General features: G+C 55.0%; 28 protein-coding genes, 3 tRNA genes and 1 other RNA gene. 18 read left to right on the plus strand and 14 right to left on the minus strand.

All coding sequences use genetic code 11. The features are described 5' to 3' along the window. Nucleotides 1–12: 12 nt before the first annotated feature. Nucleotides 13–1110 carry a beta-N-acetylglucosaminidase gene (locus A4E19_10250; protein ID OQW30287.1) on the plus strand — a complete coding sequence of 366 codons (1098 nt, stop codon included), beginning with the start codon at nt 13–15 and terminating at the stop codon, nt 1108–1110. 664 nt (nt 1111–1774) lie between these two features. Here the strand turns inward: A4E19_10250 and A4E19_10255 are convergent. From A4E19_10255 to A4E19_10270, 4 genes are all read right to left on the minus strand, one after another. Beyond that, entirely contained in the window at nt 1775–3226 is a 1452-nt protein-coding gene (locus tag A4E19_10255) for an amino acid permease (GenBank protein OQW30288.1), read from the minus strand. A 130-nt stretch (nt 3227–3356) separates the two neighbouring features. Then, nucleotides 3357–4097 carry a gamma-glutamyl-gamma-aminobutyrate hydrolase gene (locus A4E19_10260; GenBank protein OQW30289.1) on the minus strand — a complete coding sequence of 247 codons (741 nt, stop codon included), beginning with the start codon at nt 4095–4097 and terminating at the stop codon, nt 3357–3359. Nucleotides 4098–4111: 14 nt separating this feature from the next. Beyond that, nucleotides 4112–4492: a hypothetical protein gene (locus A4E19_10265; protein ID OQW30290.1), complete on the minus strand. Its 381-nt coding sequence runs from the start codon at nt 4490–4492 to the stop codon at nt 4112–4114. 118 nt (nt 4493–4610) lie between these two features. Then, nucleotides 4611–4928, minus strand: coding sequence for a hypothetical protein (locus A4E19_10270; protein ID OQW30291.1), 318 nt, complete (start codon nt 4926–4928; stop codon nt 4611–4613). 233 nt (nt 4929–5161) lie between these two features. On the opposite strand from A4E19_10270, the gene A4E19_10275 reads away from it, so the two are divergent. Both A4E19_10275 and A4E19_10280 read left to right on the plus strand, forming a co-directional pair. Continuing rightward, a complete protein-coding gene (locus A4E19_10275) occupies nt 5162–6364 on the plus strand; it encodes a hypothetical protein (GenBank protein OQW30349.1) in 1203 nt (400 codons plus the stop codon). Between the two features lie 524 nt (nt 6365–6888). After that, nucleotides 6889–7284 carry a hypothetical protein gene (locus A4E19_10280; GenBank protein ID OQW30292.1) on the plus strand — a complete coding sequence of 132 codons (396 nt, stop codon included), beginning with the start codon at nt 6889–6891 and terminating at the stop codon, nt 7282–7284. 245 nt (nt 7285–7529) lie between these two features. On the opposite strand, the gene A4E19_10285 is transcribed toward A4E19_10280, so the two are convergent. The 6 genes from A4E19_10285 to A4E19_10310 all read right to left on the minus strand — a co-directional run bounded on the left by A4E19_10285 (nt 7530) and on the right by A4E19_10310 (nt 12216). Then, nucleotides 7530–8048, minus strand: a complete 519-nt coding sequence (locus A4E19_10285) for a hypothetical protein (protein OQW30293.1) — start codon at nt 8046–8048, stop codon at nt 7530–7532. A 46-nt stretch (nt 8049–8094) separates the two neighbouring features. Further along, nucleotides 8095–8613, minus strand: a complete 519-nt coding sequence (locus A4E19_10290) for a hypothetical protein (protein ID OQW30294.1) — start codon at nt 8611–8613, stop codon at nt 8095–8097. Between the two features lie 181 nt (nt 8614–8794). Further along, a complete protein-coding gene (locus tag A4E19_10295; protein OQW30295.1) occupies nt 8795–10051 on the minus strand; it encodes an ATP-dependent Clp protease ATP-binding subunit ClpX in 1257 nt (418 codons plus the stop codon). A 14-nt stretch (nt 10052–10065) separates the two neighbouring features. Next, nucleotides 10066–10749, minus strand: a complete 684-nt coding sequence (locus A4E19_10300; GenBank protein ID OQW30296.1) for an ATP-dependent Clp protease proteolytic subunit — start codon at nt 10747–10749, stop codon at nt 10066–10068. Between the two features lie 28 nt (nt 10750–10777). Next, entirely contained in the window at nt 10778–12094 is a 1317-nt protein-coding gene (locus A4E19_10305; GenBank protein OQW30297.1) for a hypothetical protein, read from the minus strand. Nucleotides 12095–12133: 39 nt separating this feature from the next. After that, nucleotides 12134–12216 (minus strand) — tRNA-Leu (locus tag A4E19_10310). Nucleotides 12217–12583: 367 nt separating this feature from the next. Between A4E19_10310 and A4E19_10315 the strand changes: the two genes are divergently transcribed. The 6 genes from A4E19_10315 (at nt 12584) to A4E19_10340 (ending at nt 16229) form a co-directional block, all read left to right on the plus strand. Further along, nucleotides 12584–12673 (plus strand) — tRNA-Ser (locus A4E19_10315). 114 nt (nt 12674–12787) lie between these two features. Further along, an RNA gene (gene ffs / locus A4E19_10320) (signal recognition particle sRNA small type) lies at nt 12788–12887 on the plus strand. 83 nt (nt 12888–12970) lie between these two features. Continuing rightward, nucleotides 12971–14767, plus strand: a complete 1797-nt coding sequence (locus tag A4E19_10325; protein OQW30298.1) for a hypothetical protein — start codon at nt 12971–12973, stop codon at nt 14765–14767. Further along, nucleotides 14764–15087 (plus strand): nucleoid-associated protein, encoded by a 324-nt coding sequence (locus A4E19_10330; GenBank protein OQW30299.1) that lies wholly within the window; start codon nt 14764–14766, stop codon nt 15085–15087. Before A4E19_10325 ends, A4E19_10330 begins: the two co-directional genes overlap by 4 nt. 2 nt (nt 15088–15089) lie before the next feature. Continuing rightward, a complete protein-coding gene (locus A4E19_10335; protein ID OQW30300.1) occupies nt 15090–15692 on the plus strand; it encodes a recombination protein RecR in 603 nt (200 codons plus the stop codon). Between the two features lie 204 nt (nt 15693–15896). Beyond that, complete coding sequence (locus tag A4E19_10340) at nt 15897–16229, plus strand: hypothetical protein (protein OQW30350.1); 333 nt, start codon at nt 15897–15899, stop codon at nt 16227–16229. 54 nt (nt 16230–16283) lie between these two features. On the opposite strand, the gene A4E19_10345 is transcribed toward A4E19_10340, so the two are convergent. The 3 genes from A4E19_10345 to A4E19_10355 form a co-directional block, all read right to left on the minus strand. After that, on the minus strand, nt 16284–17432 hold the full coding sequence (locus tag A4E19_10345; GenBank protein ID OQW30301.1) for a hypothetical protein: 1149 nt from the start codon (nt 17430–17432) through the stop codon (nt 16284–16286). Nucleotides 17433–17557: 125 nt separating this feature from the next. After that, nucleotides 17558–17899 (minus strand): hypothetical protein, encoded by a 342-nt coding sequence (locus A4E19_10350; protein OQW30302.1) that lies wholly within the window; start codon nt 17897–17899, stop codon nt 17558–17560. A gap of 162 nt (nt 17900–18061) precedes the next feature. Further along, nucleotides 18062–18136: transfer RNA gene (locus A4E19_10355), tRNA-Val, on the minus strand. A gap of 116 nt (nt 18137–18252) precedes the next feature. Here A4E19_10355 and gid point away from each other — a divergent pair. The 9 genes from gid to A4E19_10400 all read left to right on the plus strand — a co-directional run bounded on the left by gid (nt 18253) and on the right by A4E19_10400 (nt 25738). Beyond that, complete coding sequence (gene gid / locus A4E19_10360) at nt 18253–19569, plus strand: methylenetetrahydrofolate--tRNA-(uracil(54)-C(5))-methyltransferase (FADH(2)-oxidizing) TrmFO (protein OQW30303.1); 1317 nt, start codon at nt 18253–18255, stop codon at nt 19567–19569. Further along, a complete protein-coding gene (locus tag A4E19_10365; protein OQW30304.1) occupies nt 19542–20483 on the plus strand; it encodes a hypothetical protein in 942 nt (313 codons plus the stop codon). Before gid ends, A4E19_10365 begins: the two co-directional genes overlap by 28 nt. Nucleotides 20484–20485: 2 nt before the next feature. Continuing rightward, on the plus strand, nt 20486–21016 hold the full coding sequence (locus tag A4E19_10370; GenBank protein OQW30351.1) for an HslU--HslV peptidase proteolytic subunit: 531 nt from the start codon (nt 20486–20488) through the stop codon (nt 21014–21016). 6 nt (nt 21017–21022) lie between these two features. Continuing rightward, a complete protein-coding gene (locus A4E19_10375) occupies nt 21023–22423 on the plus strand; it encodes an HslU--HslV peptidase ATPase subunit (GenBank protein OQW30305.1) in 1401 nt (466 codons plus the stop codon). Nucleotides 22424–22453: 30 nt separating this feature from the next. Then, the gene (locus tag A4E19_10380; GenBank protein OQW30306.1) at nt 22454–23350 is read left to right on the plus strand and encodes an acetylglutamate kinase; all 897 of its coding nucleotides are present in this window, start codon (nt 22454–22456) and stop codon (nt 23348–23350) included. A 19-nt stretch (nt 23351–23369) separates the two neighbouring features. After that, complete coding sequence (locus A4E19_10385) at nt 23370–24236, plus strand: hypothetical protein (GenBank protein ID OQW30307.1); 867 nt, start codon at nt 23370–23372, stop codon at nt 24234–24236. 167 nt (nt 24237–24403) lie between these two features. Beyond that, the gene (locus tag A4E19_10390) at nt 24404–24655 is read left to right on the plus strand and encodes a hypothetical protein (GenBank protein ID OQW30308.1); all 252 of its coding nucleotides are present in this window, start codon (nt 24404–24406) and stop codon (nt 24653–24655) included. 96 nt (nt 24656–24751) lie between these two features. Then, nucleotides 24752–25003 (plus strand): hypothetical protein, encoded by a 252-nt coding sequence (locus tag A4E19_10395; protein ID OQW30309.1) that lies wholly within the window; start codon nt 24752–24754, stop codon nt 25001–25003. A 9-nt stretch (nt 25004–25012) separates the two neighbouring features. Then, nucleotides 25013–25738, plus strand: coding sequence for a hypothetical protein (locus A4E19_10400; GenBank protein ID OQW30310.1), 726 nt, complete (start codon nt 25013–25015; stop codon nt 25736–25738). A 27-nt stretch (nt 25739–25765) separates the two neighbouring features. Here A4E19_10400 and A4E19_10405 read toward each other — a convergent pair whose 3' ends face one another. After that, nucleotides 25766–26302 carry a gamma carbonic anhydrase family protein gene (locus A4E19_10405; GenBank protein ID OQW30311.1) on the minus strand — a complete coding sequence of 179 codons (537 nt, stop codon included), beginning with the start codon at nt 26300–26302 and terminating at the stop codon, nt 25766–25768. Nucleotides 26303–26353 lie beyond the last annotated feature (51 nt).

Raw genomic sequence — 26353 nt, forward strand, 5'->3', positions numbered from 1 at the left:
GACGGCTTGAGGATGTCATCAGACCAGATCGGCCAACTCTTCATGATCGGATTCGATGGCACTGCCGTTTCGACGGAACTCGCTTCCTTCATCAAGGAATATAAGCCCGGGGGCGTCATCCTGTTCTCCAGAAATCTTGAATCGATCGCACAGATCGTGGAATTGACCAACGAGCTTCAACGCTGCAGTCCGCACTCCCCCCTGTTGATCTCCATCGATCAAGAAGGCGGACGGGTCTCTCGATTACCGAAAGAGTTTACAATCTTCCCACCGTGCGAAGTCTTGGGGCGATGTCATTCCTCCGAACTGGCCTATGCCGCTGCAGCCACCACCGCGAAAGAAATCAAGGCCGTCGGCATCAACATGAACATGTCTCCGGTGCTGGATGTGAACAGCAATCCCGCCAACCCGGTGATTGGTGATCGAGCATTCGGCACGACTCCTGACATCGTCTCTGAATTGGGATTGGCTACCGTGGGAGGTCTCCAGGACAATCGCGTCGTGGCTTGCGGGAAGCATTTTCCCGGCCATGGCGATACCAACTCGGATTCGCACAAGGAATTACCCATCGTCACAGCGGCGCGAGAGCGATTGGAACGCATAGAGTTTCCTCCCTTTCGGCGCGCGATTGCGGATGGTGTGGCGACGATGATGACGGCCCACGTTCTCTATCAGGCCTTGGACGAGAAACGGCCGGCAACCCTGTCGCCGACGATCATTGGGAGATTTCTTCGCGAGGAGTTGCACTACGACGGTGTCGTGTTGACGGATGATCTGGAGATGCACGCCATCATTGATCACTACGGAATCGGCGATGCGGCGATACAAGCCATCCAAGCCGGTTGCGACATGCCGTTGATCTGTAAAGATCGCAACAGAGCCACAGCAGCGCTGAACGCAGTTGAGAAGGCCGTTGCGAATGCAGACATCTCGGCCGGACGGTTGGCCCAATCCCTGGCCCGTATCCGCCGTTTGAAAGAACGGTTCCTTGTTCCTTATCGACCGGTGACGATTTCTGACGCCAGGCTTGTCGTCGGCTGCCGAAGCCACATGGCGCTCTTGCGCTCGTTAGACCAAGCACAAAAGCGTTCCGCAAAAGCCGATGTATGACTCTTGTTGTCGGCTTGGTTGAACAGGGAAACACCTTTGACCATTGTCTGCCGACGACGCCACGGTGGAAAACCCGTATCGTTCCAAATGAGGCAGCGAAGACTTTCTCCCCACTGAATACCTTGCCCTCTTCTCATCTCTTGTGGCATCATGAGCGTTCCTTGGAGGGCCTTATGGCCTCATTGCTCGAGTACGTTGGATCTGTCCATATTTTTCTTGGACCCTACCGGGGTAATCCGATCGCGTTGTATTTACGAAGGACAGAATCTGGTTGTCAGATCGGACCGAAGGTTTATCCGTGGAACGAGGTTTTGGGGGTCGGCGAAACACCAAATAAGGCCGCTGCCGATTTCGAGGAAAAATGGAAGACCAAGGGCCTAACGTCAGACATGTATTCAGGGCCCTCCTGGGAAGGAGGCATTAAGCCGGAAAGACCGGCACCTCCCAAACCAGCTGCCCCAACTTCCAAGCCGGCCGTTTCGCCCAAGCCGGTCCCCTCTTCAGGAGATACTTCTTCGGCATCGCCCACCCCAGCCGCTCCTACGGCCAACACCGTTAGGACAGCCGCGGTCCCGGTCGGAGAGACGTCTCCTGCAGCACCAGCCTCCGCAGCCCAGCCTTCCGCGAAGTCAGACTAGCCACACTGTTTTGCGTCGATTCTGATTCATTGTGACAACGAACCACTGTCGACGCGCTGCGTTGCCAGTTTACTGTGGTTCATCCCATACACGGCGTAGACAAAAATACCAATGACGGTCCATACCCCAAAACGGACCCACGTTGTCCAGGGTAAGCCGACCATGAGGTACAGACAGGCCGCGATACTTAAGAGCGGAACGAGGGGCATCAAGGGAAGGCGAAAGGGACGGGGATGATCCGGCTTCGTGTACCGGAGCACCATCACCCCAAAGCTGACCAACACAAAGGCAAAAAAGGTTCCTATGTTGGTCATATCGGCTGCTTCCCCTATCTGAAAAAACGCTGCAAGAATTGCGACGGCGACTCCGGTGAGTATGGTCGCGCGATGTGGAGTGCCGAACGCGGGATGAACCTTGGACAAGCCGGGACTCAGGAGCCGATCGCGTGACATGGCAAAGAACACTCGGATTTGTCCGAGCATCATGACGACCAACACGCTCGTAATACCCGCCACGGCCCCGATCGCTACGATGGCGGCTCCCCATTTGAACCCGACGAGACTCAGTGCTTCGGCCACGGGAGCATGAATGTCGATGTGATCCACGGGTACCAAGCCGGTGAGGACCGCGGCTACAGAGATATAGAGCACGGTGCACACGGCCAAAGACCCGAGAATTCCCATCGGCACATCTCGTTGAGGGTTCCGAGCCTCCTCTGCGGCCGTTGAGACGGCATCAAACCCGATATAGGCAAAGAAGATGATGGCCGCCGCGGCCCTGACCCCCTCGAAGCCGTTCGGCATGAAGGGCGTCCAGTTGTCAGTGCTGATGGCGGGAGTCCCTACGCCTATGAAAAAGAGAATCACGGCAAGTTTCAGGAGTACGATCATACCGGCCGCGCGAGCGCTTTCTTTGATGCCTATCACGAGAAGGGCTGTAACCAACAACACAATGATCGCGGCAGGAAAATTGGCGATGCTCCCTTCAGGCCCACCAGCCCAATGCGGCGGATTGGTGGCCCAATAAGGGAGTTCTAAACCAACCAGCCTCAGCAATTTATTGAAATAGCCGGACCAGCCGATGGCGACTGCTACGCAGGCGACACCATATTCCAGGATTAGATTCCAGCCGGTGAGCCACGCAAGAAATTCGCCCAGCGTGGCGTAGGAAAACGTATAGGCCGAGCCCGCGACCGGAATCATGGCAGCAAACTCTGCATAGCAGAGCGCGGCTAATGCGCACGTGATGCCGGAGAGAATGAAGGAGAGGACGATTCCTGGTCCGGCACCCGGTCGATGGGCGTCGCCTACGATGGCGGTGCCGACGAGAACGAAAATGCCCGTCCCGATAATCGCGCCAATTCCCAGTGCGGTCAGATCCCATGCCGTCAGTGTTTTTTTGAGGCGATGCTCAGGATGATCTGCGTCAGCTAGAATTTGATCAATCGATTTCGTCCGCAGAAGTGGGCTGCTCACGATCCCTCTCGAGCGTAAAGTGCCAGAACTCTTTGTGACGTGATTGGTGCTCGCAGGTCCCTGACGGGACCGTCAGTATGACTGGCGGCCAACCGGCAAAGTGAGTCGCGCTCATGTGAGTGATCTGGAGGCGTCATGCGCGAGCCCGGCTGGCCGCGCTCAACAAGGCCTCGAACAGCCGACGATGGGGAGCATATCGCTCAAATAAAAATTCGGGATGCCACTGAACAGCAAGGATAAATCGATGCGTAGGAGATTCGATCGCTTCTATAATGTCATCGGACGCAATGGCACTCGCGATGAGCGAGGGGGCAACCGTCTTGACCGATTGATGATGAGAACTATTCACCATGAGCTTTCCTTTTTCGACAATCTTCTTCAGGAGGCTTTGGGGTGCCACCGTCACCGCATGAGAAACATGGACCGCCCTGGTTTTTTGACGATGATCTATCGCATTCGGAACTTGTGCGGCAATGTCTTGAAAGAGGCTGCCTCCGCACGCGACATTGACCGTCTGCATACCTCCACAAATCCCCAGGAGCGGAAGGTCTCGTTTCGTGGCTTGGTGGACTAGATCCAATTCATAACTTGAGCGGCGCTCACTCACGAGGGGAAACTTGTAGCGCTGCCGCTCTCCGTAGAAACGTGGTGGGAGATCTGGTCCACTCCCGGTGATGAGAAGTCCGTCGACCCCGTCAAGGAGCCTTCGTCGAGCAGCCGGATCACCGACCAGCGGGAGTATGAGAGGAATGCCGCCGAGTTCTTCAATGGCTCGAATATAGCGAGCCCGTAAAAAATACGTGGGCTCGCGCCCGCCCATATCTTTTCTGTCACCGGCATTGAAGTCTGGAGTGACGCCAATGACAGGTTTCATACTCAATGCGCGGGCTAGTTCGTCGGGGAAGGCGTGACGGCAGTTCCCCCATTTTCGGCAGCAACACCGAGAAAACGGATTGGGCGATCACCACTAAGGTGCTCAGGAAAAATGGCATAGTCTCCGAGAATGCTGGGAACCCAAATGCTCTTGGCCGTAGGCTCACTGAACCCCGAAAACACATAGGCGAGGCCGCCGACGATTCCACCCCCTAAGGCAAATGCCGCTTTGAACGGGAAATACAAGATAGTGGCGACGGCTGAAGCTGCTCCCATCCCGGCTCCGGAATAGGTCCCTTGCTGCGCCTCAGCGGATGATGATTGACTCCAAGCCGGAGCGACAAGCATCGAACAGTACGTGATGACGACGATGAGAATCACGATTGGGAGTCTCACGTGAAGTGCCTCCTTCCTTTTTCCTATTCACAACGAGGGAATACTGCACGATCATACACTAGTCCTGGCATGCGTTATAACAAATTCGTCGCCGAATGCAACCCCTGAGCTTCAACAATTAGGATGATGGCATTGGACAATCAGGAGCCAGATCCAACTCTGCCAAGATATACGAGAGCACATAGTCGACGCGATTACTGATTCCCTGATCCAATTCGATCATCAACTCATCGGCTGAGATTCGCTGATTTTCTTGGGTTAGACCGGTCCGCATTTGGAGATCCAGCTTGCACCAACACACAGCTTGGGCAAACAGGTCTTCTATGCGTTCTCGGTACTGAAGACGTTCGTGGAGATTGAGCCTCGCCAAACTTTGAGCGAGTAGGCCGGTAAGGCCTATCTTTTGTCGAAGGATCGACAACTGATCGACCTTCATCTCAACGGCAACCTGGATACCCGCTTTCCAACTCCGTTTTTTCACGTTAAACACACAGGCCAGTACATCGGGTTGCCCCTCTATCGGTTCAGGCCCGAAGAAGAACGTAACTCGATGAGATGGGGTATCCCGAGTTGAGTCTAGATTCATGGGATGTCATTGTACCATGGTTCATACAGAGACGTGGAGCTTGATTGACGCTCCTATACCTCGGGGATAAGATGGGAGCCTTCATGCGAAACATTGCTTGCCACAAGCGGATCGTTGCGATTCAAGAAACCCTCCGTAGCATGGGTACAGTTGACGGATGGCTTTTTTACGACTTCCGCGGCAGCGATCCGCTCGCCTATAGAGTGTTACTCCTTGATCCAACCCTGCATGTCACTCGGCGCTGGTACTATTGGATCCCAACGTCGGGGGAACCGGTCAAACTCCTTCACAAGATCGAACCACACGTGCTGGATGAGTTACCCGGTCAGGTCCAACAGTACGTCTCATGGGAGCAGCAACATGCCCTATTAGCCTCCATATTGCGAGGTCGACGGCGAATCGCCATGCAGTATTCGCCGTTCAACGCAGTTCCGTATATGTCCAGAGTCGATGCCGGTACCGTCGAATTGATTCGAAGTTTTGGGATTGAGGTAATCACCTCAGCCGATCTCGTCCAACGATTCGAAGCGGTCTGGACAGATGAACAACTGGAATCCCACCGGTACGCCGTGACGGCACTCAGAAAGATTGTCGACGAAGCCTTCGACCATGTGGCGTCTTGCCTCACTAACGAACGTCGGCTATCAGAATATGGTTTGCAACAGTTCATACTCACACGTATTCACGATGCAGGTATGACAACGTCCAGTGCTCCCATTGCAGCTGTCGACGCCCATAGCGCCGATCCTCATTACGGGCCCACTGAACCCGCTTCTTCACTGATCACCAGAGACAACCTAGTTCTGATCGACTTATGGGCGAAACAAACGACACAGGGCTCGGTCTATGGCGATATCACTTGGACTGGCTACACCGGGACGCAGGTACCCGCAAAGCACCGCACGATCTTCGAACATGTTCGGCACGGACGCGATGCGGCCCTATCGTTTGTTCAGGATCAAGTGGCGGCAGGCCGTTTTCCCTGCGGATGGGAAGTCGATGATGTTTGTCGGAATACGATTCGGGCCGCGGGCTATGGTGACTTCTTCATTCATCGAACCGGCCATTCGATCGGGGAAGAGGTTCATGGTAACGGAGCCAATATCGACAACCTGGAAACGCAGGATGGTCGTCGGTTGCTGCCCAGAACTTGCTTTTCTATTGAACCGGGGATTTACCTGCCCGGAGAGTTTGGGATCAGGAGTGAGCTGGACGTCTACATTTCGGATCGAGAAACCGTGGTGCATGGCCTACCACTTCAAACTGAAATTATTTCGCTTCTATGACGACCTCGTCATGTCTGAACGTGCTCTGACCATTTCTTGACACCATGTCGGACGGGCGGCTAGATTCACTCATTTGACAAGGGTACCTCCGCCGATCACTTGCGAGGCCGTACATGTTCGGCACAATGGGTTTTTCGGAACTTATCATTATTCTCATCATCCTGTTGATCATTTTCGGAGCAGGTCGTCTACCGCAGATCGGCGAGGGTGTCGGCAAGGCATTGAAGGGGTTTAGAAAAGAAGTGAACGAAGTGCCCCAGCCCGCTCCGGACGAGACTCAACCAGCAACGGGGGCGCCACCAGTGATTCAGGTTTCGACCCACATCATCTCGCCGCCAACACCGCCACCGAGCATAGGATCATCGCCAGTAACGACTCGGCCAAACACTCCTTATGTCCCTGGTCCGGAGCTGACGCCTGGTACCACTGCTTCACTGCAGTACAATGCAAGCCTTCAAACTCCGCGGGCATCCGTTCCTCCCTCAAATCAGACACCGGCATCTGCCTCCAGCCAAGTGATCTCAATGGAAGAACGGGCTGCAGCTCCCCCTCCGAGGTCCCAGGCTTCGTATCCATCGTTGCCCGCTGGTTCCCAAGCAAAAGGGACGGCTAAACGGCCTTCGGCCATTGTGAACAAAGATGCGGTGGCTCGTGTACAGGCGCAACAGGCCGCGCTCAAGGCAAAAACGATGCAATCAGCGGCGGCAGTATCGCCCGATGACCTGCAACACCTCGGTGAAGGCCTGGGAGAGGTCGTGCGAACGTTCCGGCAAGCCGTGTCCGATGTTCAAAACAGTGTCGACCCTCAAATGCGTACCATCCAAGCAGAAATGGATGCGGCCCAAAAGGAAATTCAGCAGTCCCTCGAAGCCGCTAAAGAACTACCACACGTGCAAGAAGACCGTCAGAAATCTGCATAACCCTTGCCTGACCGCTCTCCATAGCGCTCTCAAGTCTCTTGCCGACTAAGGTTATTGGCGCTTCACCAACCCAGAGGATTCCTATCGCTGTAGACTGATACCAAAGCCCGGCACCGGAATCTTGAACACAAGCTTAATAGGAGAGGCAGTGAGGGAAGTATCGATGTGTACGGGTCGCGCAAGAAATCTTTCTTGATGCTGCTACGAGATTATTACTGATCTGAACAAGATACGCTCGTTCAGCTTCACGAAGGATTCCGACTCCGATTCAAGGACTCAACTAATCCGACCAGTTGCTCCTGTACTTTTTTATCCAAGTCCACGAACTGGATGCCCATACCTGGAAATAGAAGGTATCGCTCCGGCTTGTGGCGAATCCAAGCGACCTTCGCCTTCGCTTTTAGCTTGTCCCACGGCCGATCAGGAAGCGAAAATTCGACCGTCAGTTCTGTACCTGGACTAAGAGGAGTACCGCTCTCGATAAAGAGCCCTCCACCACCGATTCCACCGGTCAGACTATCAAACTGCTTTCCTTCTGGCGTCGTATACCGAATTTTCAAGGCAAGCGGTGCACGAGGCTGCGTACGACAATGAGCGAATCGGGCATCCTCCCCGCTGACAAGCACTCGTTCAATGATCGCACCCCACGACATGCCGCCCAAAAGCTGACCCGACGTGTCGTGTATGTTGATCGCCTCCCGCCCCTGATCAATAACGAGGGATTTCCCCTGGTGTCCAACAGTGGAAACGACAGGAAACGTCATAACGTCATCCCTACCTTTTCCGAGTGGCCTAAGTCAGAAGCCGATCCTACGCTGCTTGCCCCATGTTCTGGATCGATTTCACTAACGCATGGATTCGCTCACGGACATCCTCGGCTATCTCAGTGAACCGGACCCCCATTCCGGGACTGAACGTATATTGGTCGGCTTTTGGACAAACCCACGCTACGGTTCCTTTTGCCGGCATCCATTCCTCGGGTTTTTCGGGAAACGAGAACTCCATGGCGAGCTTCGTTCCTACTGGAAGTGGAGTTTGACTTTCGATAAATAACCCCCCACCACCAATGCCGCCCGCTCGGCTTTCGAACAGCAACCCCTCTGGGCTGTTGTAGCGTACACGGAAAGCAAGAGATATGCGCGGTTCTGATCGGACTTCTTTTTGAACGGACACCTTTCGATAGGCGAGAATTTGATCGATGACAAAGTCCCAGGATAGATTACCGATGATCTCCCCATTCGTACCGAATAAGACGACCATTTCACGTTCTGAGTCAAGCTCGATAGCTTTGGCTTTGTGCCGAAGACTCAAAGAAACAGGGTATTTCACAAGCCCTCCATCCGAGACACGCACGAGGCAAGTATAGCGCGGCCTTTCCCATTGTCGAGGCAAAGAGAAGGAGGCTAGTGAGAGAACGAGCCTGAACTATCTAGGCAGGAGAAGAGACGGCTTCGGTCCTCTCAATAAATAACTGGCAGGGTCATTGACCACTTGCAGAATTTATCAATGACTACGCAGTCTTAGCGTCTTTTTCCTGTTCGAATATACGCATCGGTGGGTTTTTGCCCAAGATTGCGTCTTCCGTTATTACCACCTCGACGATCTGCTTCTGAGAAGGAGCATCGTACATGACGTCAAGCATGACTTCTTCCAGGATAGCCCTCAGGCCTCTGGCACCGGTCTTCTGCGCATAAGCTTTTCGCGCCACCGCTCCCAATGCCCCTTCCGTGAATCGGAGCTTGACCTTTTCGAACGACAGCAGTTTTTCGTACTGCTTGGTCAATGCATTCCGGGGTTCGGTGAGGATACGGATCAACGCGCGCTCGTCCAACTCCTCTAACGTGGCTACGACCGGTAACCGCCCTACGAATTCCGGTATCAGGCCGTACTTCAGAAAATCTTCAGGCTGAACCTTCGCCAGGAGATCACCCAAGCGAACATCGTTTCGCCCGAGGATCTCGGCCCCAAATCCCATCGACTTTCGATTCAGACGCTGCTCAATGATCTGTTCCAAACCGACAAATGCTCCACCGCAGATGAACAGAATATTGCTGGTATTGACCTGAATAAATTCTTGATGGGGATGTTTCCTTCCGCCCTGCGGGGGAACGTTCGCGACCGTACCCTCAATCAGCTTCAGTAATGCTTGCTGAACGCCCTCGCCAGACACATCACGGGTAATAGACGGACTGTCGCTTTTCCGACTGATCTTGTCAATTTCATCGATGTACACAATCCCGCGCTCAGCCCGTTCTACATCATAGTCCGCGGCTTGCAAAAGCTTCAGAATGATATTTTCGACATCTTCGCCTACATAACCAGCTTCCGTTAAAGTCGTGGCATCAGCGAGAGTGAACGGAACATCCAGGTACTTGGCCAAGGTCTGGGCTAGGAGGGTCTTTCCGGTTCCGGTCGGACCCACCATGAGGATATTGCCCTTCTGAAGTTCAATATCGTCGACTTCTTTTTCCTTTGAGGAAATACGCTTGTAATGATTGTGCACGGCCACCGAGAGAATGCGTTTCGCCCGCTCCTGTCCGATGACATACTGATCGAGATGATGTTTGATTTCTGCTGGTTTCTTGAGTTTGGACGAAATTTCTTCTTTGGCCTCTTCCCAATCTTCCGCAATGATGTCATTGCAAAGGTTGACACACTCATCACAGATATACACCGTCGGTCCGGCAATCAGCTTTCGCACCTCATCACGGCTTTTCCCACAGAACGAACAGCGCAAGTGTCGGTCCATCTTTTCCTGCTTTGCCATGTACCCCCCCTGCGTTACTTGCCTTTGATTCCGTCTTTTGCTCCGTCGCCGGATTCTCCTGCCTTCAGAAATTTCGGTGGTCGCGTAATGACCTCGTCGATGAGACCGTATCGTTTCGCTTCTTCTCCTGACATGAAATAGTCTCGTTCCGTGTCATGCGCGATTTTCTCGATCGGCTGTCCGGTGTGTTTGGCCAGAATTTCATTGAGGCGTTCGCGAATCTTAAGAATTTCTCGGGCATGGATGTCGATTTCCGTCGCCTGTCCTTGGAATCCTCCCAAGGGTTGGTGGATCATCACCCGCGCATTGGGCAGGGCAAATCGCTTGCCCTTTGTTCCGGCGGTCAAGAGGAGCGCTCCCATACTGGCGGCCTGACCGAGACAGATGGTGTTGATCGGGGGCTTCACGTATTGCATGGTATCGTAAATGCCCAACCCGGCGGTCACACTGCCCCCGGGCGAATTGACATAGAGATTAATGTCTTTTTCAGGATCTTCCGCTTCAAGAAAGAGAAGTTGAGCAATGACCAAATTGGCGAACACGTCATCGATTGGGGCGCCCAAGAAAATGATGCGATCTTTGAGAAGGCGCGAGTAAATGTCATAGGCTCGTTCGCCTCGATTCGTTTGCTCCACGACGATCGGGACCAGCATGTTGCTCGATTCCTTTCCTTGATAAACCGCATGTCCGTGCTCCATGCACCTCCGGTACAATGGGCGACTGCGTTTATCCTTGTATGACCGCTTGACGATAGACGACGTCCAGCGCCTTGTCGGCCAAGATCCTTGCTCGTAACTCCTCAATGGCATCCTGGCCACCGGCCTGGATCATTTTCACGAGATCGGCCACTGGTACCCTGAGTTCCGTGGCCAATCGTGTCACTTCATTGTTCAAATCGTCCTGGCTCACCGACAAGCCCTCTTTCTCAGCGATGGCCTCAAGGATCAATCCCGCTTTGACGCGACGATTCGCTTCTTCACGGTTCTCTTCACGGATTCTCTTCAGTTCTTCCGCCTCGGGCGCAGGAAGGGATTCGGTGGCTTTGCCGCGCGACCGAGCCTGTAATTTCTGCCGTACAATCGTGCTGAGCTCTCGCTCAACGAGTGTGTCGGGGAGATCGAAATGATGGGTGTCGATGAGACGTTTGAGAAGCGTATCTTTATAGGACTCCTCGACATCCTTCTTGAGCGCCTGTTCCATCTGGCCGCGCAACTTGTCTCGTAATTCTTGGAGTGACGTGTAGGGCCCGCAGTCTTTGGCAAACTCATCGTCAAGGATGGGGAGCTTCTTCTGTTTCACCCCCTTTATCGCTAGACGGAAACGGACAGTTTTTCCGGCAACTCGTTGATCCGGATGGCTCACTGGATAGGTCTGAGGAATTTCCACGATACCCCCGGCCTGTTTCCCGATCAGATGAGCATCTATTTCTATCCCCAGCAAGGCGGCTTTCGATCCAACCTTATGGAGTTGGCCTTCCTTCTTCGTGCCTTCCAGAGGAGTTCCATCCAAAAATCCTTCGAGATCGACGACAGCATAGTCACCTTCGGCTAGAACTGTACCGGCTTCGGCCTCATCCAGCCGAGCCTGTTGTTCACGCAATACTTCCAGGGCTCGATCTACCTGTTCTTCCGCAACGGTGCGCTTGTCGGCCTGGAGGGAAATAGGATTCGGGGACTTGTAGTCGCGAAGTTGGATGGTGGGCTTAATTTCGACTGTCGCCGTGAAGATAAACGGAGAATCTTTTTTTATTTTGACGCGATCCAGTGGGGGAATATCCACCACCACTGGATTGATCCCGGCCTGTTTGATCGCTCGACCATAGAAATCCGGCACGAGCTTCCGGATCACGTCTTCTTCTATTGTTTTAGCATAACGCTTTTCCAAAATGGCCACCGGAGCTTTCCCGGGACGAAACCCTGGAATCTGGACCTGGCGATTGAGTTCCAAATATGCACGTGAAAATTGCTGCGTCACTTCATCGGCGGGCACCTCAATCTTCAAGGCGCGTTTCATCGGCCCCAATTCGGTCACTTCCATTTTCATCGTCGAAATCGAACTCCCTGCCTCGTCGGATGGTAGTAGTGGTGCGAGAGGGGGGACTTGAACCCCCACGGTTGCCCACGAGATCCTAAGTCTCGCGCGTCTGCCAGTTCCGCCACTCTCGCACGGTCGAGGATGCCCGCGGAGCTGTCACCTTTTTTGATGGTGACCTGAGAAGCAAAAACACGCGATGTCGTATAGCGTTGTACCGTTGGACGTATGTAAGTGTCAACCCATACGACCGGGGGTATTCTATCCCTAGTATGAATGGCCCAGCCGAACCGCTTGATGCCCTCCTTCTCCCCGTACTTGATCGCAATCGCTGCGTTCCTACGTACACCACAGTCCATCCCTAACACATATTGTTTTATTGTTTCCGATAAGAGAGTCGCCATCCGCCGAACTCCTCTCCGTCAGGACCGGCAAGGATTGCTCACCTTGCCGGTCACGAATACGCATGCTAAGATGCCTTGCCTTTGCACTTCTCGATGCGGAGAGGTGCGAGAGTGGACGAATCGACATGCTTGGAAAGCATGCGTCTCGGCAACGGGACCGTGGGTTCGAATCCCACCCTCTCCGCCAAACCGAGCTTGCTCGTACCGGCGGCTCTTCTAGGCTTTATGCTTTATCGTAATTGACGCCGCCGAATAGACACCTCAAGCGGGAACTGTGTTGGAGGGTCTCGTGAAAAATAGGGGCTGGGCCCTGTGCAATAGGACCCTGTGAACCCCGCCAGGTCCGGAAGGAAGCAACGGTAAGCAGTCAGTTCTGTGTGCCGCAGGATCACCTGGCCCCACTTCTCTAGAAACTTGCGAATGAGGCGCGTCATACATACCTGCAAGATCTGCTAGTGACTTAACATCGGGAGCATGGCGACAGTTGGACTACCAAGTCTCCGCGCGTAAATATCGACCCGGTACCTTTGATGACGTGATCGGTCAACCTCATGTCGTCCAGACCCTGACGAACGCGGTCTCGACGAAGCGCATCGCGCATGCATATCTCTTTTCCGGTACGCGAGGCGTCGGAAAAACGACTGTCGCGCGGATCCTCGCCAAAGCACTCAATTGTGAACAGGGACCGACAAGTCAACCCTGCGACATCTGTGAGAATTGCCGCGAGATCGCGCAAGGAAACTCCGTTGACGTCATCGAGATTGATGGTGCGTCCAACACCAGCGTGGACGATGTGCGGGAGATCCGCGAGAACGTGAAATTCACGCCGTTCCGTGGTCAGTTTCGAGTCTATATCATCGATGAAGTCCACATGCTCTCAAACTCCGCGTTCAATGCTCTGTTGAAGACGCTCGAAGAACCACCCGCACATGTGGTCTTCATTTTCGCGACCACGGAGATCCACAAAATCCCTGCAACGATTCTCTCGCGATGTCAGCATTACAATTTTCGTCGCCTTGCCAGGACCGAGATCATCGAACGGCTTCGACACGTGGCCGTACAAGATCAGTTGACGCTCGAGGAACGGAGTTTCATGGCTTTGGCTCGTGCCAGTGAAGGGAGCATGCGAGATGCCCTGAGTTTGCTCGATCAAGCTATTGCCTATGGCGGCAAGGCGATTTGCCACACAGACCTCGAACTGCTATTGGGAGCCGTCCCTCAAGAACTGGTGCACGAACTCCTTCGAGCGATCGTGGCCCAAGACAGCCCTACCGCTCTTGCGAGCCTTGCCACTCTGCTTGACGGGGGACATGACTTGCGGGCGTTTTGCTCGGAAGTTGTGGAACTGATCCGTAATCTGCTCGTAGCGGCAGTCGTTCCCGGTACGGCCGAGCTGCGTGGCTTGATTGAAACCTCGGAAGACGACCTGAAACAACTGTTGATGCATGCCAAGGCATTCACTCCAGAACAACTTCAGGAACTGCTGGCCATCTTTATCCAAGCGGAGGATTCGTTACGATTGAGCAGCCACCCTCGTTTCGTGATGGAAACCGCAGCGGTTCGAGCCACACGACTGCTGCGTCAACGAGAGTCGACGGTGACCCGCCCGGTACAGACAGCATCGTCTAGCCAAAAACCATCACCTGAACCAGAAGGACGCAAGACTGCTTCTGCAACCCCTTCCGCTCCTCCCTCACGCCAGAGCACACCTGCCGTGTCTAGGCCAGTCTCTCCACCCGTTCAAACGTCAGCGGTAGGAACGGATGACAGGCCGATGATTTCAGCCGAACTGCCTCCCTCTCCCCCAACCGCAACGATGATAGTCAGTCCGATTACCATGCCCGCCACAACCGACGACTCACAACCGTCGTTGCATTGGGACTCAGTGCAAGAAGAAATCGCCTCTTCCTTTCCAAATATTGCCCCCTTCCTCGAATCCGGTCGGTTTGTTGGAATAGAAGGTGGCGTGGTGACCATCGGGTTTCCCAAACAAGCCACTGTGGCCAGAGCCAGACTTGAGAAACAAGAAAACCTTCTGGTGTTATCAAAATTGTGTGAACAACAGCTAGGGCATCCGATACGTGTCCGCATCGCCGAGCTGACAGACACCGATCCACCGGGGCCGACGATGGCTCAAGCGAGAGCGGCCAAGGAACAAGAACAACGGTTGGTATTATTCGAACGTGCGAAAGCGAACCCGACGGTGAAGCAGGCTCTTGAGATATTCGGCGCCGAATTGGCGGAGGTCCGCACTATCGCACAGCAGGAGGCAAGCGAATGAAAAATCCTTTCGGCAACATGAGCAACATCCTTAAGCAAGCCCAAGCCATGCAAGAACAAATGGCCAAGCTCCAGGAGCAAGCAGCGTCAAAAACCGTCAGCGGGACGGCCGGTGGAGGGATCGTCACCGTCACAGCGAATGGAGCGATGCAGATCGTCAGCGTGGTGGTCGATCCCGAGGTGGTCAAGGGCGGCGACGTGGACATGCTCCAGGATCTGGTGGTGGCCGCGACGAACGAAGCGCTTCGCAAAGCCAAAGAATTGATGGAAGGGGAAATGAAAGCGCTGACAGGCGGGATGAAAATTCCGGGTCTGTTTTAACGATGGCCGTCGATCAACAGGGCTTGCTCGCGAGACTGATCAAGGAACTGGTCCGCCTCCCAGGGATCGGCCACAAAAGCGCCCAGCGGTTGGCTTTTCATCTTATGAAGGCCGAACGGGAGGATGCCTTGCGGCTCGCGGATACTATTCGTGCGGTAAAGGATGGATTGGCATTTTGCAGACAATGTCGCAACATCGCCGAAGCGGACTTATGTGAGTTTTGTCTCGACCCGAAACGCGATCGGACGAAGATCTTCGTCGTCGAAGAACCAAGCACGCTGTATGCCGTCGAACGGGCAGGCGCCTATCGCGGACTCTATCACGTCTTGCTGGGCGCGCTCTCCCCGCTGGACGGGATAGGTCCCGGAGACATCAAAGCGGATGAGCTTGTAGAGCGCGTGAAACTGGGCGGGGTCGAAGAAATTATTCTCGCGACGAACCCCACCATTGAGGGAGAAGCCACGGCGATCTATCTGACACGGTTGCTCAAGCCCTTCGGGGTCCGTGTTTCTCGAATTGCTTACGGAATTCCCGTCGGCATGGACATTGAGTATGCAGATGAGGTGACGTTGCTGAAATCGATCGAAGGTCGGCGGGATTTATAAACGAATGTGGGAAAGTTTCCGCCTCGTTGACCCCTCTCAACCGGATTGGTATAGTTCCATGTTTTTCTTACACTCAGAATTCTAGCCATGAAGAGACGCCGTTCCGGCACACCCATTCCCTCGACAAAGTCCTCCAGTCCGGCACGTGCAAAACGTCCGGCAAACAAGTCGAAAGGCGGAACTCGGAACGCCAAATACCCCGACATCCGCCGTGATCTCGAACGTCAACGCGCGGCCATCCTCTCTGACGTTGGGGAAGTCTTGACCCATCGAGGCGACCTCGAGGCATTTCCCGACGTCAGTGACCAAGCCTCCGCTGAAGTCGACCAGAATTTTTCCATGCGAATTCGGGAACGCGAACGGAAACTGCTGAAGAAAATCGACGAAGCCCTGGAGCGGATGGACGCCGCCACCTACGGGACATGCGAACGCTGCGGCGGAGACATCCCTTACAAGCGGCTTAAAGCCCGCCCGGTCACCACTTTCTGTATCGAATGCAAAACCCTTCAAGAGCAGGAAGAGCAAGCTCGAGGCTGAGGTCTTCTGCTCGCGGGATCGAACGCGCAAAGATACTCACGACAGAAGCCGAGACTACTGCTTCAAGGCCTTGACCCGATCCTTGGCATACGCAACACGAGCTTCCTCTTCGGGGATTCCTTCCACAAGGGCGAGATAGGTTTCGTACTCGGAGATGGCGCGTTTAGGGTTCGTGCTTTCAGAAGCTTCGGCCAAATTGAATCGGGCGAGAGCATAGTTGGGGCGCAGGGTCACCGCTTTTTCAAACAAGCGTATGCCGGCAGCTCTGTCCCCGAGTTTGACCTGGACGGTGCCGAGATTGTTCAAAACTTCCGGAGTATTGGGCCTCAGGGCCAGTGATTGTTGCAATTCCGCTTTCGCCTTTTCAAATTGTCCCTTCACCAGCCATGTGACTCCAAGTTTGTGCCGTGCTTCGGCCAGCCATACTTGATTTGTGAATCCACTGGCAATCGCTTTTTGATACGCATCGGCCGCGACATCATAGTTCTTGTCACCGCAATAGGCGAGCTGAGCGGCTTGGCCACGAGCGAATTGCTGCAAAGACGAAAACGGTTCTTTATCCTCGGTTCCCTGGCTCTCCATTTTCTGCCCCCCCTTACCGCCCGCCGGATTGCGAAGCCGATCGAGGAACTCTCGTCGGTACGGAGAGAAGAGCCGTACATAAGGATCAATGGTGAACGAGGCCTGGAGCAGCACCGGGTGCTCGTTCAGACCGATAACGAGATACTGGGTCGTACTTTTTTCGTCTCCAGTTTCCAGGAGCGCGCTGCTTTCCATATTTGTTCTTGTTTCCAATTGAGCCACGTTCAAATAGAACTCCACGGAGGGTTTCAACTGGGAGAGCGTGCGCCGGAGCACAGGATAGGGGTCGAGATCCAGTCCTTTTGGGAACGTAAACAGCGCTCCAACTAAGACACCATCCTCGTCAAAAAAATAAGACTCTTCTCCGTGTGATGCACTGTTGTTCAATGGAATCGTGAGTTCCTGGCCGCTTCCCCAATCCTTCGAGGTGTGGGATACGATGGGATGTTTTTTCAGGAATTCCACCTGACGCTCACACAGTGCCGCTGAGCCCAGCAGGACCAGGTCGCTTTTGGAGGGGGGAAGCGGAGGTTTGATGGGAGCCGCTGAACCGCTACACCCGATCACTAGACCCACACCAATAGTGAGGTAGGCCAAAGATATGTACCGGAGGAAATCCATAGAACAATCCTGAACTGCGTATCACCGAACAATACACGATTTGAGGGGAGCATCGCGAAGAGGAAATGAAAAGGCCCGCTCTTGGGAAAGAGCGGGCCCTCGCTGGACCGCGAGAATGACCAGAACTACCGTCGTTGAGCGTTCACCATATTGTCTTCAGCCGTATAGCCTGAGAGATAAGCGAATCCGCTGGCTAGCGTGTAGATTGGACGATTGATCCCATAATCGAACGCATGACCGATCGGATTGGCAACGAAACCCAGCCAGCGAAGAGGGTGATCATTGACAGCCGAACCCGCGGCGGGGTCCGAGTAGACTAGTGCGGTGCTGTCCAGAATGTTATAGATGCTAGTCGGAGGCGTATATTCCTTGGCATCGACACTTGCGCCTTGTTGGTGCGTCGTGCTGCAGCCCATAGCGACCATCGCCAGCATCATGACACCGATAACAGTCAGCCTGACTTTCATAACAGCACCTCGCTAGATTTTGGTTCTGTCTCACTTACAAACCTGTCTCTCCTACCAAAACAATGAGAAGTGTAGCCGATATCCTTGGTTCTGTCCAAGATTTCGACTTTGTGAGGAGATCCCAATCAGCTAACAGAAACAGCGAGGTTCCAAAAGGGAGCATGGTGGGCGATACAGGTATCGAACCTGTGGCCTCTTCCGTGTGAAGGAAGCGCTCTACCACTGAGCTAATCGCCCAACCGGGGTAGAGTCTAGCATGGGGTTTCGGCATGGTTCAACGTTGTCTCTCTCCTTGACTTCACCGAAAGATGGTTTTTAGAATGAACGCCTTTCACTCAAAGGAATGTTCGATCATGAGAGACGATGTGGTCATCGTGGGTGGAGGTCTGGCTGGCTCCGAAGCCGCCTGGCAAGCGGCGAATCGCGGCGCCAAGGTCACGCTCTACGAGATGCGCCCGAAAGAAATGACGAAGGCGCACAAGACGGGACATTTGGCCGAACTCGTCTGTTCAAATTCGCTGGGATCCTTGGACCCGCTGAATGCACCGGGCATACTCAAAGAAGAGATGCGTCGACTGAATTCGCTGATCATATCCGCCGCAGAGCAGGCCCGTGTTCCGGCCGGATCGGCGCTGGCGGTGGACCGTGATCAGTTTTCGTTGCACATCACCCATGCCTTGGAAGGACATCCACGCATCAGAATTCTTCATGAGGAAATCTCCGACATTCCAACGGACTGCCTCTGTATCATCGCAACGGGACCGTTGACCTCCGATAAGCTGTCTCAAGCCATTCGTGCTGCAACGCAATCCCAACATTTGTATTTCTATGACGCCATTTCGCCCATCGTCGATGCGGACTCGATCAACATGAACGTGGTCTTTCGTGCCTCGCGCTACGACAAGGGTGGAGATGATTATTTGAATTGTCCCATGACGGCAGAACAGTACACTGCCTTTTATGATGCCCTGATGGCCGCAGAAAAAGTACAGCCGAAGGAATTTGAAAAGACACCGTATTTCGAGGCCTGTGTGCCGATCGAAGTGCTAGCCGAGCGCGGCCGCCAGACGATGCAATTTGGTCCGCTCAAGCCGGTGGGCCTCAAAGATCCACGAACCGGGTTCGAGCCCGCCGCAGTCGTGCAACTACGCACAGAAAACATCCATCGCACCTGTTACAATTTGGTCGGCTTTCAGACCAAACTGACCTATCCCGAACAGAAGCGCGTCTTTCGGATGATTCCAGGCCTCGAACAGGCGGAGTTTCTTAGATATGGAAGCCTCCATCGCAATACCTTCATTAACTCCCCACAGCTCCTGTTGAACACCTTGCAGTTCAAAGCTCGCGGCACGCTTTTTTTTGCCGGGCAGCTCGTCGGCGTGGAAGGCTATACCGAATCGGCGGCCATGGGAGGCCTGGCCGGGATCAACGCTGCGCGAGCTTTGGCGGGGGAACCGTTGATCACACCTCCTCCCACAAGCGCGCATGGCTGCTTGGTTTCCCATATCGCCGCCTCGGATCCTCGCCATTTCCAACCGATGAATACGAATTTCGGTTTATTTCCACCTTTGTCGCCACCCCCCAAAGACAAAGAGAAGAAGCGTCGCGCGTTGAGCCAGCGAGCGCTTGAGGATTTCGACGCATGGAAGATGCGATCAAGACTTTCCTAATGCAGCTCCAGGTCGAACGCAACGCCTCACACGAGACGATTCGCAATTACCGATCCGACCTGCATCAGCTGGAGAAGTTCCTTCAAGGAACCCGACAAGACACCTCACCTATTCACATCGATACGATCACCGGCGACGATATTCGTGCGTACCTACACGACCTGGATCGACGAGGTGAGAAAGTTTCATCTTTGGCCAGAAAGTTGGCTTGCCTGCGAAGTTTTTTTCGATTTCTCATTCGTGAGGGGCATCTCCGTAACAACCCCACGGAAAACCTGCGAAGCCCCAAGGTACCAAAGCCACTTCCACGTGTGTTGACCAAGGACGATGCAGCAGCGCTCATGGAGTTTCCGGTGGGACAATCGCCTCTCTCTTTGCGCGATCGTGCCATGCTGGAAACAATGTATTCGACCGGTGCTCGGGTGAGTGAGGTCGTGGGGATCAATCTTGATGACTTGAACGAGCCGGACGGCATCGTGTGTCTGAGAGGAAAGGGCCGCAAGGAGCGGATGGTTCCCATCGGAGATATGGCGCTTCTCGCGATCCGAGAGTATCGCAAGTCCTTGAAACCGACGATCGGCAGCAGTCATCTGTCGTCTCCGCTGTTCTTGAATCATCGTGGGGATCGGATCACGACGAGAAGCGTGGCTCGAATGGTTTCTCGATACTCCAGCCGTCTCGCGAGCGGAGCGGTCAGTCCCCACGCGTTGCGGCACTCCTATGCAACTCATCTCCTCGATGAGGGCGCAGACCTACGGTCCATACAGGAAATGCTCGGCCACGCGTCGCTGAGTACGACACAAAAATATACCCACTTGGCAATGGATCAACTCGTCGCGGTGTACGACCACGCCCATCCGCGAGCGCGGGCGGCGACACGTTCTTCGTCAGGAAAGGACCGGAAATCGTCATGACCATTCGATCGACCACCATCCTATGCGTCCGGCGCAACGGTCGAGTTGCCATGGGCTGCGACGGTCAGGTGACCGTTGGAACCACGGTGATGAAGCACAATGCCAAGAAGCTCCGACGCTTGCATCATGACCAAGTGCTGGCGGGATTTGCCGGCGCCACGGCCGACGCGTTTACGTTGTTCGAGAAATTCGAGAGCAAGTTGGAGGAGTATCGGGGCAACCTCACGAGAGCCGCGGTCGAACTGGCGAAAGACTGGCGCACCGACCGGGTGCTTCGACGATTGGAGGCGCTGCTCGCCGTTGCGGGGCGGGACCAGTCGTTCATCATTTCTGGGACCGGCGATGTGGTCGAACCGGAAGACGGCATTCTCGCCATCGGCTCCGGTGGGCCTTATGCGCTGGCAGCGGCTCGCGGGCTCTTACGCCACTCCCAGCTCGAAGCTCCGGTCATCGTCACGGAAGCCATGAATATCGCCGGGTCTATTGACATCTATACCAACCAACAGATTACTGTTGAAGAACTCCAAGGATAACGCACGATGATGAAGCCGCTTGCGAGCGACGCCGAACCGCTCAATCTCAACAGTCTCACGCCGCGTCAGATCGTCGAAGAACTGAATCGCTACGTCATTGGACAAAAGGACGCGAAACGAATGGTCGCCATCGCCCTTCGCAACCGCTGGCGCCGTCAGCAACTGTCGCCCGATCTCCGGGATGAGGTCATGCCGAAGAACATCATCATGATCGGGCCGACCGGCGTGGGCAAGACGGAGATCGCGCGGCGGCTTGCCAAGTTGGCCGAAGCCCCCTTCATCAAGGTCGAAGCGTCGAAGTTCACCGAGGTCGGTTACGTCGGACGTGATGTGGAATCGATCATTCGTGACTTGACCGAACTGGCCATCAACATGGTCAAGACCCAACGGTTGGCCTCCGTTCAGCAGAAGGCGGAACAACAAGGCGAGGAACGATTGCTCGATTTGCTCCTGCCGCCGCCTCCCCCTCGCCCGGGCTTTGTGGACAGCACGAGCGAGCCTGCGGCTCAGACCCCTCACGATTCCCACGACACGACGCGATCGAAACTGCGTCTGCAGCTGCGCGAAGGGAAGCTGGATGAGCGAACCGTGGAGATGGAAGTCAAAGAGCGAGGACTTCCGGTGGGCGTCATCTCCAACGTGGGCGGCCTGGACGACCTCGAGAGCAATCTTCGTGACATGCTGGGCGGGATGTTCCAGGGCAAGAAGAAGAAACGGGTGATGAAGGTGCCCGAAGCGCTCAAACACCTGACGCAGGAAGAGGCGCAGAAACTGATCGACATGGATGACGCCACACGGGAGGCCATCACCAAGGTGGAACAGACCGGCATTGTGTTTCTCGACGAGATCGATAAGATCGCCGGCCGTGAGCGCACCATGGGGCCCGATGTATCCCGAGAGGGTGTCCAGCGCGATCTCCTTCCCATCGTGGAAGGCTGTACGGTCAACACCAAGCATGGCCCCGTCGTGACGGATCACATCCTGTTCATCGCCGCCGGAGCGTTTCATGTCGCAAAGCCGTCCGATCTGATCCCGGAGCTTCAAGGTCGATTTCCGATCCGTGTCGAACTCAGTCCGTTGTCCAAGGAGGATTTCGTGCGCATCCTGACGGAACCGAAAGGCGCCTTGGTCCGGCAGTATCAGGCTTTGCTGGCCACCGAAGGGCTCGCCATTGAGTTCACCAAGGACGGCCTGGAAGAGGTCGCCGAGGTAGCGGTGCAGGTAAATGAACGGACCGAGAACATCGGTGCGCGTCGCCTGTTCACCATCATGGAACGGTTACTTGAAGACATTTCTTTCGAGGGACCAGGCTGGCCCGACAAACGGATCAACATTACTGCGACGTACGTCCGGGACCGGTTGAAAGATATCGTGAAGGACCAGGATCTGAGCCGGTATATTTTGTAAGGGTCCGGCGGTGGTCGCCGGAAGTTCAGCATGAACAAACTGATCAAGAAGGCCAACGTCCTCATCGAAGCCCTCCCGTACATTCGGACGTTTCGGGGTAAGACCGTGGTCGTCAAATACGGCGGCCATGCGATGACGGATTCGTCCCTCAAGGAACGGTTTGCGCAAAATATCGTGCTGCTGAAGTACGTCGGCATCAATCCCGTCATCATTCACGGCGGCGGTCCGCAAATCGACAAGATGCTCGACCGCCTCGGCATCGAAGCGAAATTCCGTCATGGCGTTCGGATTACCGACGAGGCCACGATGGAAATCGTGGAAATGGTCCTGGCGGGAAAAATCAACATGGAGATCACCGATTTGATCAACCGACACGGCGGCAGTGCGGTCGGGTTGAGCGGGAAGGATGGAGGCTTGATTCTCAGCAAGCCGTTGACGGCCAAGGCCTGGGCCGAAAGCCTCGATCGCGAGTTGGAGGGAGCGGACGGCGACGGTGATTTTGGGTTGGTGGGCGACATCGAAAAGGTCGATCCGGGTTTATTACGCAACTTGCAGGAAGATCACTACATCCCCGTGATCGCGCCCATCGGAACGGATCGCGAAGGGAATACGTACAACATCAACGCCGATCTTGTGGCGGGGGCGGTCGCCGGTGCGTTACGTGCGGAAAAACTCGTCATGATGACCGATATCAAAGGCATTCGCGACGCCAACGGGCGCCATCTCTCCACCGTCTCCCGGAAAGACGTGCAGCGCATGATGAAGAAAGGGACCATCACGGAGGGGATGATCCCGAAAGTTCACGCCTGCCTGGACGCGTTGGCCGAGGGGGTCGGGAAAGCCCATATCATCGACGGGCGCATTCCCCACGCCGTACTGCTTGAAATTTTCACGCACAAGGGCATTGGGACTGAGATCGTAAATTAATTCACCATTGACGGACCACGTGCCGGTTGATCGAAATCTGCTCAACAAGGACCTCCATCGCCTCATCGGCGAGCGTCATCCTCTCTCTTCTCCGATTCGCCTGCAGGAAGCCGAAGCGTATCTACACCGACAGTTCTCAGAAGCCGGTCTGACCGTCACGAAGCCACCCTTTCAAGCCCTGGGCGGCACGTACCATAATGTGATCGGAACGGTGGTTCCCGACACGGAGCCATTCCAATCCGCGCCGCCGCTGATCCTCGCCGCACACTTCGACACAGTGCAGGGGTCTCCCGGTGCCGACGACAACGCCAGCGCCCTCTCGGTGATGCTCCACGTTGCTCGCCAGGTCCGAGCCCTGAACGTCACCAGACCGATCCGTTTCATCGCCTTCAACTTGGAAGAAGAGAACTTGCTCGGCAGCGCCGCCTATACGGGGCTTTTGAGAAAGAATCGCGAAGCGATCCACGGCGCGATCGTGTTGGAATGTGTCGGTTATGCGAGCCACCAACCGAACTCGCAAAAAATTCCTCCCGGTGTGCCCATCGCCGTGCCCACGACTGGAAATTTTCTCGCCGTGGTCGGGAACGAGCGGTCACAGGCCCTGACCAGCTCCGTCGTTCAGGCTATGAAATCACACCTCCCGATCGTTCCCTTGATCGTGCCTGGCAACGGAGAAAGGCTCCCGGACACCAGGCGTAGCGATCACACCTCGTTCTGGGAGCAAAGGATCCCCGCCGTCATGCTCACCGATACGGCGAACTTCCGCAATCCTCACTACCATCGTTCGACCGACACGCTCGACACCTTGAACCTCGACTTCATTGCGTCAGTGGCCGATGGTCTCATGGCGGCGATCATCGCATTGGCCGGTCGGCGTTCTGCGTAGCTTTCATTTGCCGAATTGGCTAGAATCCCGTGGCTCAGCGGTGTGGCGCCGTTACCGACAGAAGCGCGAGCTGCGCCGGTTGCGTGGTTCGTCGAGTCCATTGCCCGAGGAAGTTCTTGACCGCCTCGACCGGCTTGAAGCGGAACAGGAGTGCCGCGAGAGACGGTATGTGGGGAAGCCGATTTCATGAGGCAGTCGAACTGATGCCTTCTCGAAAACCTGATCTTGCTCCTCATACCTTGGAGCCGCTGATCCTAGTCATTCGAAACCAACGTGTCATCCTGGACGCGGACTTAGCCAAGTTGTACGGCGTGCAAACGAAGCGCTTCAACGAAGCATTCAAACGCAATCGGCATCGGTTCCCTGACGATTTCGCCTTTCAACTCACCGCCGTGGAGTTCACCAACTTGAGGTCGTAATGTGCGACCTCAAGTTCGCAAGCTATTGAATCTACGACCAGTCCTCACGGCGGTCGTCGGTATCACCCTTGGGCCTTTACCGAACACGGCGCCGTGATGGCCGCTAACATTCTTCATAGCGAACAAGCGATTCACATGAGTGTCTTTGTGGTCCGAGCCTTTGTTCAGTTGCGAGAACAGATCGCCGCCAACCGAACCATTCTCAAACGTCTCGCTGAGATTGATAAGACCTTGCTCGAGCAGGATACCGCCTTGGTGGACCTGTACGAGAAACTGCAACCGCTGCTGCAACCACCTCCCGACGCACCTAAGCGACGAATCGGTTTTCAGTCGAAGGGAAAAGCCTAGCAGGATTCAATGAGGACGCGCCTCTCTGGTTCAACTCGGCAAGCTATCGCCTCTATATTTGATCGCCTTGATTACAAGCGCTTGGAATCCGTCTATTGCTACGAAGGGGGCGATGAGTTCTGGCGTAAGAAGCGGGAACCCTGCCGACGGCTAGGAACCAAAGTGGCCGAAGTTCTCGTACAGAAGTTACCGCATGGCGGGCGAAGTCTGTATGTCGGAGCCGGCGTAACGGAGCTGCCGACATTAATCGCGGAAGTGATAGAACTCGAGCGCGAGGTCGCGCCCTATAATCTTAGGCGGTCGGAGGTAGCGGTCCTCAATCGTGCCTGCCGATCGCTCCCCGTGAAGTTTAGAGCACAGGACGCCTCCCTCGCGTCAGGCCTCTTCGACCATCTCTGGATTGTGAGTGTCTTGAACGATCCTGAACGGTTCCCCCACCTATCGCCCTTGTCCTATGGCCGAGCGGATCCCGTGACGTTTGACCCTGGACGGTTTCAGAAGGAGCGGCGGATTGTTCAATCCATCGTGAACCGCTGCCTGCCAAAGCTGCGGCTGCCGGGCCTCGTGACGACATCGACTGAGGAAGCTATCTGGATTGCGGATTGGTGCCATCGGCATGGGGTTCCCTACCGCGTGGAACGGAAACAGTACCCTACGGCTCTGGTGGGTGATCCGATCTGTGTTGTTCGGATCGGACGGCGCAAGTTCAAAAGTCGAACACTCCGCACGTCATAACGTCTCACCTTTGCACCTTGCCGACTTTTACACTTTGAACCCCGCGTTCTTCCCCGAATCGGATAGATACTGGCGGGCGTATCTCACGTAGTTCTCTGCCGACTCTCTAACCCAGGCGAGCTCTTTCTCGGTAACCGGTCGCTTCACCCTAGCCGGTGATCCAAGGATCAAACTCTTCGGTGGAACGAGCGTGCCCTCGACGATCAAAGCTCCGGCTCCCACTACGGAATCTTCGCCGATCACTGCACCGTCCATGATGATCGCGCCCATGCCCACCAATACGCGATCATGGATCGTACAGCCGTGCAACACGACATTGTGACCAATTGTGACATCGTTACCGATGATGAGTGGATGGGTATCATGCGTCACATGGAGCATGCAGAGATCCTGGACGTTCGTTCTTTCTCCGATTCGGATGTAGTTCACATCGCCCCGGATGACAGCGTTGAACCAAGCGCTGCAGTAGTCACCCATGGCGACATCGCCGATCACAACGGCGGTCTCTTCGACAAAGCAGGATTCGGGGATCGTTGGTCTGATGCCCTGGAAGGTTCGAATCATGAGGGGCACTCTATGGGAAGTGAGCGGTTGCCCGCAAGGGTCTGCACGGCC

The organism is Nitrospira sp. SG-bin1 (assembly GCA_002083365.1).
Classification (GTDB): Bacteria; Nitrospirota; Nitrospiria; order Nitrospirales; family Nitrospiraceae; genus Nitrospira_D.